Origin of the sequence: Paenibacillus sp. FSL L8-0663, assembly GCF_038008125.1 — a bacterium.
Classification (GTDB): domain Bacteria; phylum Bacillota; class Bacilli; order Paenibacillales; family Paenibacillaceae; genus Paenibacillus; species Paenibacillus polymyxa_D.
On sequence record NZ_JBBOYM010000002.1, the window covers coordinates 1 to 13,278 of the forward strand.

Annotated in this window: 18 protein-coding genes and 1 pseudogene; 1 reads left to right on the forward strand and 18 read right to left on the reverse strand. The window is 34.2% G+C overall.

Annotated features, from left to right (window positions below):
- The 18 genes and pseudogenes from MKY75_RS25665 to MKY75_RS25440 all read right to left on the reverse strand — a co-directional run.
- Nucleotides 1-105, reverse strand: a pseudogene (locus MKY75_RS25665) (WXG100 family type VII secretion target); the annotation flags it as partial.
- 710 nt (nt 106-815) lie between these two features.
- Nucleotides 816-2,159, reverse strand: a complete 1,344-nt coding sequence (locus MKY75_RS25360) for a helix-turn-helix transcriptional regulator (RefSeq protein ID WP_165145231.1) — start codon at nt 2,157-2,159, stop codon at nt 816-818.
- Nucleotides 2,160-2,821: 662 nt separating this feature from the next.
- Nucleotides 2,822-3,439, reverse strand: a complete 618-nt coding sequence (locus MKY75_RS25365; RefSeq protein WP_165145229.1) for a recombinase family protein — start codon at nt 3,437-3,439, stop codon at nt 2,822-2,824.
- 278 nt (nt 3,440-3,717) lie between these two features.
- Nucleotides 3,718-4,062: a hypothetical protein gene (locus tag MKY75_RS25370; RefSeq protein ID WP_340887140.1), complete on the reverse strand. Its 345-nt coding sequence runs from the start codon at nt 4,060-4,062 to the stop codon at nt 3,718-3,720.
- Nucleotides 4,063-4,789: 727 nt separating this feature from the next.
- Nucleotides 4,790-5,041, reverse strand: coding sequence for a helix-turn-helix domain-containing protein (locus MKY75_RS25375; protein WP_165145225.1), 252 nt, complete (start codon nt 5,039-5,041; stop codon nt 4,790-4,792).
- 38 nt (nt 5,042-5,079) lie between these two features.
- Nucleotides 5,080-5,349: a hypothetical protein gene (locus MKY75_RS25380; RefSeq protein WP_340887141.1), complete on the reverse strand. Its 270-nt coding sequence runs from the start codon at nt 5,347-5,349 to the stop codon at nt 5,080-5,082.
- A gap of 114 nt (nt 5,350-5,463) precedes the next feature.
- Complete coding sequence (locus tag MKY75_RS25385; protein WP_165145223.1) at nt 5,464-6,075, reverse strand: hypothetical protein; 612 nt, start codon at nt 6,073-6,075, stop codon at nt 5,464-5,466.
- 29 nt (nt 6,076-6,104) lie between these two features.
- Nucleotides 6,105-6,470, reverse strand: coding sequence for a hypothetical protein (locus tag MKY75_RS25390; RefSeq protein ID WP_340887143.1), 366 nt, complete (start codon nt 6,468-6,470; stop codon nt 6,105-6,107).
- A gap of 11 nt (nt 6,471-6,481) precedes the next feature.
- Nucleotides 6,482-7,324, reverse strand: a complete 843-nt coding sequence (locus tag MKY75_RS25395; RefSeq protein ID WP_165145218.1) for a CPBP family glutamic-type intramembrane protease — start codon at nt 7,322-7,324, stop codon at nt 6,482-6,484.
- A gap of 100 nt (nt 7,325-7,424) precedes the next feature.
- Nucleotides 7,425-7,589, reverse strand: a complete 165-nt coding sequence (locus MKY75_RS25400) for a hypothetical protein (protein ID WP_165145215.1) — start codon at nt 7,587-7,589, stop codon at nt 7,425-7,427.
- Nucleotides 7,590-7,602: 13 nt separating this feature from the next.
- Complete coding sequence (locus MKY75_RS25405; RefSeq protein ID WP_165145212.1) at nt 7,603-8,079, reverse strand: hypothetical protein; 477 nt, start codon at nt 8,077-8,079, stop codon at nt 7,603-7,605.
- A gap of 88 nt (nt 8,080-8,167) precedes the next feature.
- Complete coding sequence (locus MKY75_RS25410; RefSeq protein ID WP_165145209.1) at nt 8,168-8,335, reverse strand: hypothetical protein; 168 nt, start codon at nt 8,333-8,335, stop codon at nt 8,168-8,170.
- A 689-nt stretch (nt 8,336-9,024) separates the two neighbouring features.
- The gene (locus MKY75_RS25415) at nt 9,025-9,642 is read right to left on the reverse strand and encodes a hypothetical protein (RefSeq protein WP_238437672.1); all 618 of its coding nucleotides are present in this window, start codon (nt 9,640-9,642) and stop codon (nt 9,025-9,027) included.
- Nucleotides 9,643-9,676: 34 nt separating this feature from the next.
- A complete protein-coding gene (locus MKY75_RS25420) occupies nt 9,677-9,994 on the reverse strand; it encodes a hypothetical protein (protein ID WP_340887144.1) in 318 nt (105 codons plus the stop codon).
- 111 nt (nt 9,995-10,105) lie between these two features.
- Nucleotides 10,106-11,038 carry a hypothetical protein gene (locus MKY75_RS25425; protein WP_165145203.1) on the reverse strand — a complete coding sequence of 311 codons (933 nt, stop codon included), beginning with the start codon at nt 11,036-11,038 and terminating at the stop codon, nt 10,106-10,108.
- Between the two features lie 41 nt (nt 11,039-11,079).
- Entirely contained in the window at nt 11,080-11,715 is a 636-nt protein-coding gene (locus tag MKY75_RS25430; RefSeq protein WP_165145200.1) for a restriction endonuclease, read from the reverse strand.
- 189 nt (nt 11,716-11,904) lie between these two features.
- Complete coding sequence (locus MKY75_RS25435; protein ID WP_274385761.1) at nt 11,905-12,039, reverse strand: hypothetical protein; 135 nt, start codon at nt 12,037-12,039, stop codon at nt 11,905-11,907.
- A gap of 43 nt (nt 12,040-12,082) precedes the next feature.
- Complete coding sequence (locus MKY75_RS25440) at nt 12,083-12,730, reverse strand: hypothetical protein (protein ID WP_185156328.1); 648 nt, start codon at nt 12,728-12,730, stop codon at nt 12,083-12,085.
- A gap of 187 nt (nt 12,731-12,917) precedes the next feature.
- On the opposite strand from MKY75_RS25440, the gene MKY75_RS25445 reads away from it, so the two are divergent.
- Nucleotides 12,918-13,151, forward strand: a complete 234-nt coding sequence (locus tag MKY75_RS25445) for a helix-turn-helix domain-containing protein (protein WP_165145197.1) — start codon at nt 12,918-12,920, stop codon at nt 13,149-13,151.
- Nucleotides 13,152-13,278 lie beyond the last annotated feature (127 nt).

Sequence of the window (13,278 nt, forward strand, 5' to 3'; positions counted from 1 at the left end):
TCGTCCATTCAAAAGATTCAGCATACGTTCCATTTCATGCTTTCCGTGTAAGAACTGATCAGCAACTTCCATCAGTTTGTCAGGTGAAACTAATATTCTCCCCATTCTACCACGCCCACTTTAATTTTGATGGAAATAATCTTATCAGAAGGGGCGATTTAGGGAAATCCATCTACTATCCTGTTATTTCCTTTTTATATTATGTGACCAATGGACTGAAATAAACAGGTTACTATGTCAAAAGTATTATACCTCTTGTTATAAGTTACATGAATCAACGTAGGTAGCACTACTATTAGCATGAATGAAAATATTTAATGATCTGATGACTAATTCTTTGAGTTTTTCCATTTTAGAAATGTATTTAGGGCAATAACAATAATTAGAACGGTTAGTAAAACATTAGTTATAGTAAGAGTGGTATCTAAGTTGCTCAATCTAATTTCGATGTCCTGAAAACCTGAACTAGTTTTATCCCCTATTTCACTTAAGCTAGAACTCATCCGATTTAAATACTGCACTAATTCACCTATATCCATCCAACACACCACCAGTCAATTGTTTACATTCAAAAAAGGCTAAACGGATAATCCCGTTCAAGCCTTAAATGTAACTTAATATTCTTCATTTGAATAAACGCTTTCACACTATTTAAAATGTACTAACTTCCAATATGCCAACCAAAAACTGAGATACCACCGTTAGAAATTGGCTGTGACATACTAAAATCTTGAATGTTTATTGTTTGTATGCTCGCTAACAACACCAATAAGTAAGTAGTTGCAAACAACCCATTAATTATGCGTTTCATACCATTACCCCATTTCCACTAAATTTCGATACTCCACTTTGACTTCATTTGAGACAAATTGGCGACAACGTTCAAACATTCTCACGCAACGAAGTATAGAGTGCTCATTATTAATTATAGTGGATAATCTCATACAGTCTAATAAGTAACTAATTCCCTTTTCGTACTGACCATTGGTCAAATAATAGTCAGCTATTTCACTCAAAAACCCAACAAGCTGATCATTAATATTCTGCTTGTCATTCGTTTGTCTTCCTTCTTGATCATGTATCTTGGATATTTCCCACTCAAATTGACTCAAAATACTGTCAACATTTAATTTATAACGATTGGCTACTATCATTATATTCCACAAACCCGGTAGTAATTCCTCTCTATTTGTTGAAATGAGATCAATGTATAAAGGAAGTGCCTCTGTATCTCCAGCCATGAGTTTGGTTAAGCATATGTTAGCCTCGCCCCATTCTTGAAACAAGCTTTTCCAGCGCAATGCTTCTTCGTCGGTCTCTTTCACCCAATCCAAATCACAAGACTCATACGCAATTTGTAACGCCAACTCATACTTTCCTTGTTCATAATAAACGCCGCCAATAAGTGATTTACTGAATGCTATATAAAAAAATAACGGTCGCAGAGGCTTGCGCTCTTCCCTTTCCTGAGAATGTTCCAAGGAGTATTGAGCTTTGGCTAAAGTCCTTAAATCCTTAGCAACTTCCTTAGCGCGTTCCCATTTTCGCAATGATCGGTACACATTAGCCAAATCTATAAGGGCATCTAATTGGTCTATAGCATCAAGACGTTTGACAAAAGGCTCAAATTGGAGTGCTGATTGGAAATTCTTTTCTTGGTTATCTCCAATCTGAATCTTGAATATACGATATTGACAGATGGCTAGGCGTTCAGAGTGTTGATATTTCTCCGCTTCAGCTACCCCCTCATAGAGTATCAATGCCGCTTCTAGTCGTCCCTGCGCCAACAATCCTTCTGCAATTTCGAATAGTTTGGGCGAATACAGTAGATTATCCATGATGGCTCCCACCACTCGACGGATCGCATCCAGCTTGTCCAACTCCGCACAGCGATATAAAAACGGTTCAATTCGCCTCATATTAGGAGGATGGTCAATAATGTAGTTTTCTATAAATAGATCATAAAAGTGACCCTCTGGTAAGCCCATAGCTTCAGTAATTCGATCGAGCTGATTAATAGACATAGATTTATTACCTGTTACAATGCTACTTATTATTCCCCTATTCATCCCTGCGATTTGTCCAAATTGCGTTAGACTCATGTTTTCTTGTTGTAGAAATTGTTCCAATTCTGCTCTAATCGTGGGTGTAATTTTCATCGATAAACCACCCTTTCAACATAGACTAACAATACGATGCATAGTTAAAATTATTATGTAGTTGTGAAACAAGTAGTACAATGCTTTAACGATCTTGATTGTACCATCTTTTGGAACAAAATCATATACTTTTCATATATGTACTTAAGATACCTTTCGAGATAGTTTTCGAGGATTTTATGGTTAAAAGTATCGTCCTCATATTGATGTATAGTTTATTGGAAAGATCAGAATACAACTTATCCAATATAAAGTTACCAGATTAATAGTTATGTTCATCTTCCCTTGTAATTAATCTATGATTTGAGCTTAGATTGGATGTATGACATACAAGCAACCTTCATAATATTTGGGATGGCATCGAGTTAAATTGAGGCTATGTCGGGGAATGGAAGTGCTATGGGGATATTTGTAGAAAGTGAATGGTCAATTGATTTTAACTACCCCCGGGTATCTATAGAAGCAAAATCAGTTCATAAAATAACTTCAGTGTGTAGGTAGATGTGCTACTGCATTATTTGGAAATTTAATAGGCGCTTTGGGTGTAAACTATCCCCCTTCTTCAAATTATACACTAATATATGGTTATTAAAGCACAAAGAAACCTAGACATTAATCATCTAGGCCGTGAGTGTGTACGTAGTGTACACATGATTATTATTTTATCCTACTTGTTTCTGTTGCTCATATTCCTTTACCCTACGATAAAATGTGTTAGGCTTCATTTCTACACGTCTCATGGCTTCCACTGCTGTTATGCTGCCTTGTTTCCATTCCTCATATACCATAATGAAGTCATCGCTTATTGCCTGTTTAGGACGACCAAACACAACGCCATTGTTCTTAGCTGCTACTATACCTTCAGATTGTCTACCGTTTATCTTCTCACGTTCACGTTCTGCCATATACGAAAGCAACTCAAGCACAATACTTGATATAACCTTCTCTAAGCCATTATGGTATTGTCTAGTGTCAAGAATTGGCATATCAAGAATAACGATGTGTGCGCCTATCTCATGCGTAATATCTTGCCATTCACGTTTGATTTCTTCTGCATTTCGTCCAAGTCTGTCCAGTTCCTTGATGAACAGAATGTCGCCTTTTCTAAGCACACTCTTCAATGCCTGATATTGTGGTCTGTCAAAATTCTTGCCGCTTTTCTTATCAATGAAATAATCACGTTCCATGATACCTAAATCTTGCATTGCTTCCAATTGTCTAGCTTCGTTCTGATCTTTCGTCGATACCCTTATGTAACCATAGTGTCTAATCTCACTCATATGGATCATCCTTTGCTATGTCATTGGTTATATTATAGCAAAACTATGTCAAAATGTATATTGTTATATATGAAATGTTTCAAAATTATTTATATACTATTTGACATGTATCATAACCACTTATGACATACACTAAACTACTATTGCAAAAGGTATACTTTATGACATAGTGTTGAAAAAGACCTTGGCTAAATTGAGCATAATAAAAAGGGCAACCGAAGTCGCCCTAGATATTCCAATTATACAACTTAACTTTTCAAATGCTTTAGTACACAAATCTATTTACTGTCTTCTTCCTTGATATAAGTAGCGTCATATTGAATGATCGCTTTAGTTTCATCAGTAGCCTTTGAAACGTCGTAGACTACTTCATCTTGATTGAATTTTTCTTCATCATGGAGAGATTGCGGTTTTTTTATAAATAATGCATCTTTAGTATAAATTTTATCAGGGTGATTAAGTCCTTCTAATACAATATCAGGGACTACTGCTTTTGTAACGCTCTCCATTTCTTCTGAAGTATCATCACTAGCAAAAACATTATTACTAATAACTACAGCAAACGTAACAGTAAGGGCAGCCAACCCCAAAAATTTTAATTTAGCCTTCAATTCTGTCCTCACCCTCCATTAATTAATTTGCATATCCATTTACATACATCTTTTAATGGTTTATATGTATTCATAACCAATATATTCAAATTGTATGCATGAATTCAACAAAAGTCAAATTGCTCAACTCTTTTTTCCATACATTTGTAATCATAGTTTGAAAGTAATATTTTCACATTATCAGCAATGAGGATAGGAAGTTGACGCTGTGTCAATCATATGAAGGTATCACCAACTTTGAGACACTGTAAAGATATCCTATATCGACACCCGTATCGAACCTCAATCGTCAAAATTGATAATATGTGCATAAATACTATATTCTATATGGTTTTTTGAGTCATTGTGGTTCAAAATTGTACCATAATATATTCACATCGTTGCCGTATCGAGAAAATAGCTAAAACATAGATAAATGAAGGATTTTTTGTGAAAATAGTTGGAATCGTAGCTTCAATCGTACGAATTGGAAGGAAATTCGCTAAAAGGCTAATGAATCAATGGATTTTTTAATTTTTAGCAATTGATTTATTCAAAATTTTAATTTTAAAAACCCTTTATTTATCTATGTTTTGTATCGTAGCTCAATCGAATCATGAATCGTAACAAGAATCGCGAAGTGGAAGTGTTATTGATGTTATTTTCATGTTTTTTCATATTTCACTCTAATAGTCTAACTCAATTCATATATGTATGTATGTCATTTCTAGGACAAAATGCCCCAAAGACTTTTAAGAAATTATTTTGTATCATCATACTTTAAGATTCCACTTGTTAGTTCCTCAACTGTCGTATTCAGTATCGAGGCTACCTGTATTAATTTCTCAATACTAATTCTTATTTCCGCTCTCTCATATCGATGAACAGTTTTCTTGGTTACTCCTATCTTTTCAGCCAGTGATTGTAAGCTATCGTTTTGAAGTTTACGATACTTCTCAATATTTCCACCTACGACTACATAAAAACCTTGAGCATTCAAATCATTAGCCATTTAATGTCCAACTTTCATATTTGAATAAAGGAAAGATTTCATCTGTTCTCATAACGAATCAACTTTTCAATTACATCAGCAAGCATCATTTTAAATTCCAAGGAACTGTTTTTTGCCAGCGAGAATTGTTCGTCTAGTTTCTTGTTATAAATTAGTTCGTTTATTTCCTTGATCAATAATGCATCCTTTCTCTTGTCGTCAAATAATGGGTTTGCTTTCAAAAGGCCGGGGACTCTGCTTATCAGCTCTAGTGAAAGTGAATCAAATAAATCCAGCAATTCAATGCTTCCATCTTTCTTTACCTTCACGGACAAAGTTGTGGTCAAGACTACACCTCATTTCTGTAAAAGGAAAATTTCATCTGATTTACTGCCTTCACAGTAACACCTTTAAGTGATATTACCTTTTCACCAAATTTCATTTCATCTTTCCTTTGAGTCTTTATACGCCTTGACAAGATCTTCAATATATACCTTGCGATGATTTTTCTTTATTGATATAACCGAAAGGTCAAAGTGAGACATTTTAGCTAAGTACTCCTCTGGTAAGTTCTCGCATATTTCATCTACCACTTCATCAATAATCTTATCAAAATCATACTTTTCATCGTGGCGGTTGTCATGGAACCATGTTCTATAGTAGTCCTCGTAAAGCTGTCTATACTTTATATCGAACGGCACACATCCCATTAAATCAAATGTATAGTAACCTTCAGAGTACTTTCCGTTTCGAGTGTCCTCGTCGGATTTCCATTTAATATTGTCATGATATCTCTCTTTAAGCTCATCCAATCTTGAATCATCGTTCCAGTATAAACACAAGACATAACCACTTGAGAGTGTCATAGGTTCATCGACTACTTTAGCCCAATAGAATCCATTTTGCTTTATTTCTGTTTCAGCTATCTGAATCAGTGAGCCTCTATCGTTTGAGAAGAATAGATACTTTCCATGCGTTGCTTTATTGATATTCATGTCTTTATAACTGCCAGAATAAATGTGCTGCCATCTACCATATTTCTTATATTTCAGCACCCTCGCCACTTCCTTTTGAAATGTACGATTTATCCAAAATAAACTTTTACCTTGCCTTCGTTGGTAGCTATGCTTAAAAGTCCATCGAGAAACTTGGCTAATTTGTCTTTCTCATACTCAGGCTCGGTTTGTTCAATGTTAGACCAATCAATTGTTTCGGATTTTAGAATAGCATCTTTAATTTGGTTTTCATCGAAATAAATTTCTTCACCTACACCACTAACCCCACCGTCTAATGATTGAACATCTAGAACTCTATATAAATGCCTTGCACATTCGTTCCACGATCCGTATCGAGTATATGCAATTTCTTTGTTTTCTTTGTTATACCCACTAATATCGTGTCCCATTTCCATATACTCCTTGTAGTAAAATATTTGTTTTACTACGATCATACCTAATAAGATTAAGTATTAATTGCAGCTTTGCCTTTTCTTTTTGTCAACAACAATACAATTGAAATTGATAAGCAAGTTACTATTAAAATAGAAGATACAATAGAACTATCATACGAATTAAACGTAGTATATACATCAAACACTATATGAGTAAGAATCGCGCTCCAAATTCTCTTTGTAATAAACATTATTGTTGCAAAGCATAATCCCATCAGACCAATCATAATTGTAATATCCAGATTAATCCAACCATCAGAATATGCAAATGTATGCATCCAGCCGAATAGAAAAGAACTTAAAAGAAACGATAAAATTAGCGACAATATCTTTATATTCTTCTTTTTACTAAGTTTCCTAAATCCATAATGGAGTAGTAAATAAATAATTAAAATGCTTGAATATCTCCATATTTCTTCGGCTCCAGCAAGAACATCTGTTACTAAGCTAATAAAAATTTCATTTGAAGATATGTTTGTTATTCCTTGTGGATTGCTGTTCTTAACAAACATTCTACCGACGAGACCTACTATTAGTATTGCAGCAATCGGGGCTAACAAGGGAACATATATGTAATAAATAAGAAAATTCATTTTTTTGTTTTTTGCATCAAAGCTATTTTGGGGTAATCTGAAATAAATATTTTTAGATTGCCATAGAGAGAATAAAAACATGAAAACAAACAGAATTATCTGTGCATAGTCTGTATCGACACCAAAGCGGAATCTTAGAAGGACAAGCAATGGTATAGAAATGAAGATCATAACATTAACTAATACAAATACCTTATTATTGTTGGTGAACGTTTCCGCTAGCCTTTCTAGTAAAGCATCTTTCTTCTCTCTTGTCTGCATTGTCTTGCCTCCATAAAACATTAAAGTTTGTTTCTCATATTTTATCTCAATGAGTTCAGTGTACAGCTTCCTCTGTTTTCTTTCTTGTAAAAGTCATATTTTATTCTTTAATATCATTTCCATCTTCATCTATTAATCTACTTCCTCCACCAAATTCCCAGCCATTAGATTCAACAAACTCTATAAACTTATCAATAAATTCATCATGATCAACGTTTCCTTTAGTAGCAAAAACTGCTCCGCTAATTTTTATGCCTTTTTTCATGGAATTCTCTCCTTTAATTGATATATAGCTCATAGCTTTTCGTCGCTTTCCCAGTTGAAATTACCAGTTTGTTTTCTCCTTCTTTTACTGCTTCGCTTAACTTAACAACAAAGTGTTTTTTTAAGTAATACCTTGAATAAAAATTAGCTGATTCATTTTCAGGTTTGTCGTTATATATGACATTATCATTCAGTACTACAACAAGTGGTTCCACACTATTGATGTACCCACCATAAATATACAAATCTGCCTTTCTTTTTTTGTATCGAGAGACATCAATTGAAACTTTATTTTGATCATCTAAATCAATTTCTTCTTCGTAATAGTTATTAGTTTCATCTAATAAAACACCTATTCCAACGCCATAAAAGAAAGTATGAGGGTCTCCAAAATTTTTATCAAATTGATATCTAATATAATTTGGGACTTGTAAAGCAACTAAAATGATTAAAACAATAAACAGACTGAGAAAGAACTTTTTCTTATTCATTTCACTTCCCTCTCACTTTTGATGAAGTCGCTTATCTTTTGATTCATTCTATCCCACTTATACTATTTAAATAAGTCTCAAATTTCTTTCAGTCTTCTAATCTTTCAACTGTGATTCGCACTCTTTTACCTGCCAAAACTAAGAACAGATATTCATTTAAAGAACAGCCTTCCTCTCGATTATCTACGTCTGCGTAAGCTGATTCTCCATTGACTAAAAACACATCAACAATCCCCTCAAAAACGTTACCATCCAAGACAACTATCACTTCCCTTAAAAGTTTCGTTTTACATAGAGTTTTCGTTTGACTTATTCCGTGTTCGTCTTAATATTTCCCGTTTGATTTTATTGCGATATTCCTCATGTTCCCATTCACTTAAGTTCTTTTTGAAACCACAATGTTCACATTCTAGTGTATTAATATTATAGGAGTGTCTATTGTCTATAAGATATCCATTGCAATGAATACATACCGCGTCTATTCTGTTTGAAATGCTGTATTTTCCATAATAGCTAAACCATTCCCATTCCCAACGGATTCCTTCAATGATATCACTTTTGTAATTCAGAAAATCAGGACTACTATTTTTATTAAAAGAATTTGATATCGGATTAATAAGTTTGAAGTAGATTATGAGAATTAACAGTAACATCCAAACAGGGACACCAAAGGTCAAAACTGAGTGAAATAATGATATGACCCATTTCCAAACCGTTATAGAAGCACTCATAAAGGATTCCGATTTTATGTAGGCGACTATAAGAGCACTAATTGTTGAGCTAATAACACCGGAAGAAACAGCAATTCCGATTGGATGCTTAAATATCTTCTTGAAAATCTTCTTCAATTAAACTCCCCATTCCCACTTAAATTCACATCACTGAATTACTCGTCAATCTTCGCCTCTCTTGATGAAAGACTAATTTGATTTACAAAATATGAAATCAAAAATGCTTAACCAGGCATTCGTAACCCTTGTACTCAAGTTGATTTCTCATCGTTCCCTCTTCTTCAGAGGCATGCAAAGAACCGACAATGATAATTCCCCACTCACATCTATTCTCTTCAACATAAGCAAAGATTGTGCTTGCAAACTTAATATCTCTTTCTATAGTCGGAAGATCCGAGCATTCGTTCTTTTTTAAATTTCGACTCAGTTCTTCAATAAAGTTAAACTTCGCATCGTTGTTACAATGCATTTTCAAAGTCTGAAGTCTCAGTTTTGCAAAATTGTCAACAGCTTCTTGATCCACGACTCTCGAATCGTCAAGCCATAGAACATTTACATTATCAAAGATACCTTTGTGGCTATCTCCTTCATAAGCCAATGTTTTTGAGATAGATTCTATTTGTTTTTGATTTAAATCTGGCCACTCCTTTTCTAATAATTGTGAAAGATATGGCCTCTGGGCAGCTACCTTTGTATATACCTCCTCGTCCCATTCTGAAGCAATAAAGTCGGGCTTAGTTTGGTTTTCAGCTTTAATCTCGTGTAGCCATTGAATTAGCCCTGTCCTTGAAACAGGGTCATTGTGGTTGATCCCAGCAATATACAACTTCATATAGACATCTCCTATAAAAGAATTTTTTTATCAATCATTTAACATATCTATTAAATAACAAATCAACTATTTCCATATAAAATGCAAATATCATTGATAGAAGTGCTAGCCCCATACCCCACGTTAAAATAATTACAACAAAAAATAAAAAAGAGAGATCCAAATTAAAATTCTTCGGAGTTGATGCATAAACCATACCGCCGATAATTAGTAATGAGAATACTATTAAAAGTGTTGTCAGTAGAAATAGAATAGAAAGTTGAAAAAGATCTAAATTTAATATTTTTCCTATCGAAAGATTTGTGTAAAAGAAAGCCCCAGATACACCCGATACAGTAAACAAACTACTCACGATTCCAAGTTTTTTCGACTAAGTCCCGTTAGAAAATTCTGTCGATAATTCTTTGAAAAATCTTGTTTTTTTTGTTTCCACATTCATTTGTTAATTCTCTTTTCTTTAATTTTAAGAATCCAAATTTCGATTTACTCCATTGAGTTTTAAAATTAAATAATCAAAAAACAAAATACATCTCAAAGCATTCAATTTATACCCATATTTAGTATCCGCTCCATGCAAGATAGCATGTCTACTTAAAGGTGACTTAATTATCTGACCATGTTTAAATGAATCCAACACACAATCTATATAAAAAAGTTTAACCGCATCATCTAATGAAAAACTACCTGTATCTTTTAGAACTTCCTCACCTAATCTTTTCAATTCCTTTTGAGAGACATAACCTGTAACATTGCCTCTTTCTATAATTATCCCTTCAATTTGCGGTAATAATGTTGAGATTGCACTGTGATATCTGCCTTCGAGATAATTAGTAATTGATTCATCTAATATTGCTATCCTTTTTTTTAACCAACCTATTGTTTTCCAATTTTCATAATAAGACTTAATTTTCGAGTCAACATAGTTATTAAGTATTAGTTGATATATTTTTTCTTCCATCTCTTCTTCGCCATTTGCGATATAAAATTCATAAATCCCTTTAAAATCTTTATAATCCATATCATGATGAGGGGGGAAATTCAGTTTTACCATTAGCTTCTTATATTGTTCAAAATCTTTAGAGGCCTTTTTTAAAAGCTTAGGTACTGTTCCAAAAGATCTTTGGATAATATCCTGTTGCTGATTTAAATAATCTGCAATAGGTTTCATATTTCTCAGCAACTGTAAATGTTGCTCTTGCAAATCTCTAAACGGACTCTCCATTAAACTCTTAAACTCTCTTTGTTGTTTCATCATTTTTCTCATTGAAATATTTAATACACTCTCTAGCGCTTGTTGCTGCCTTTTCCATTCTCTAACTGGGTTTTTAAACGCTTGACGTATTACTGCTTGCTGCCTTCTAAATTCCTTATACGGATCATTTTGATCCCAGTTCAATTCGTTCACTCCTTATGATTTACTTCAAAAGTCTTCAGTAACTAGTTACCTGAAGCGATGCGTCTTTCAGACTTATGATCCTTCTTAATTATTTTATCCTTATTCCTATAATCGTCCCATGAATCCAGACTCAAGTAAGGCTCTGCTTCGATGATATCTTTTACCTTGCTATGCTGCTGTGACTTGAAAAGCTCAATCATTTCAATTAAATCGTTGCGATCCAACAACTTCACTCTATTAAAACTGGCTAACTGTTCACACGAGATTGTGTATTTGCTCGAAGTAATAACAGTAGATTTCTTAGCTCTATAAAATCGCATAGAACTATACACTTCCTGAACTGCACTCAAACCCACAGGATTGCTTACTGCATACCGTTTAGCCTGAATGACATTGCGGTATCCTTCTCTATCTGTAAATACCAAGTCTGCTCCAAAATCTCTGCTGTCTTGTGTTTTATACGCATCACCATAGCCTAAACACTGGAACAGCCTAAACAGATACATTTCGAAGTCCTTGCCATCCTCCATACGATCTATTTCGTTAATGCTAATTTTATAAGGATCAATATCCTGCGTTACTTTATATTGCTCTTGAACTCTAGGCTTCTTAAATAAGCGTAGCAATACCAAAGCAATCAATACAACAAAAACACACAATATCACAAATATAGACAACAATGCTCCTCCTTAGCTGCTGGTACTTTTTCATACTACTTTATAATACAACAATTAGGGACAATTTCCCATATATTTTGGATAAGTATAGTAAATTAGTAACAAAAAAAACGCCTATCTCTAGGCGCTCAAACACGGGGCTAAATTCCATCCTCCCTGACTCTTTATAACATGTAGTCCAAATACATTTTACACAGCCTTTTTGTCAGCCTGAGCCAACATCTTGAGACTGATCCAGTTACCAGTTATTGTTTTGAGGTAGAGTTTACCGTCCATTAGCTTCCCAGTTTTGTACATTGGTGTCGCTCCTTTCATGGTGGACATATGTATCTTCTCCTTTAGGAGAATTGTTGTATCACGCGACATACTAAAAACCAGAAACAATCCCTCTCGCTTCATCCTCAGCACGTTCAATAGCTTGGATAAACGGCATCAATGGTTCCTCACGTTTGTACTGAATAGCCTTCTCACATGTACCTCCAGCAGCTTCCCATTCCCAATATGTAATAATATCAATGGATTGTAAGAAATACATGGTCAGAGCTCCCACAGGATTCACAGCGTACAATTGCATAAAGTGTTCATATGTAAGTTGATCATGTTGTAAATATTCATCCTTCATTTGGTGAAGCAAAAGAAATCTACTTTCACGATTAACATTGACGATACGATTTACATACTCATTACGGCGTTCAACTGTGTTCAATATGATTTGCATGTCATTGCGAATACGCCAAGCTTCAGGGGAAATATCGAGCATATTGATTAGGTCATTGATGGACAGGTCAGGATTGTACGGCGCTGGTTCGATAATACGAGTCCAATTGTCGTCATTGCCCTGTTCAAACACTTGAATAGCATCCGAGACGTTCAAGCCAATCGTTTGCCATTTGCGATTTAGAGCATCGATAATATGGTAATAGTGTAGTTCCTTTTCAGCATCTTCTTCTGATTCCCAAACTGGCTTCATTCGTATAATGTCGATGATGGCTTGCTTGTTAGCTTTTTTGGTCACTGGGTATCTTCCTCCTTGAGAAATTGGTAGAATGGCAATAGCAAAGCTAAGGAAATGTATATACATTCCTTCTCAATAATGGTATGATCGTTTAATAGTTATAATCATTTAATGTCTATATAAACAATATACGACTATAGACGTTTAATGTCAATAGCTTTATTTAAGCATATTTAGGAGGTAAATAATGAAGTCTAAATTCACACTTACATGTAATCTAGATAAGATACTTAAAGAAAAAGACATTACTCCCTATAAATTATCGAAGGAGACTGGTGAAAGAATCGGAACTATTTATAAATTAGTAAATAATCAGGATCTTGATAGCTCTCGTCTTTCTACCTCAATGATGGCTAACATTTGTGGTTATTTAGGTATCGGCTTAGGAGAATTGTTCGATATAGCAGAAGAAACAGGTTGATAAACTACATTCCACTAAATACATAGACATAGTAAAGAGCCTAGACAGTAATCATCTAGGCTTGTTTGTTGTAAATCATAGTCATTATAAGATTGATATTGTAAAGCTGGATTTTGGCTCTAAAGGA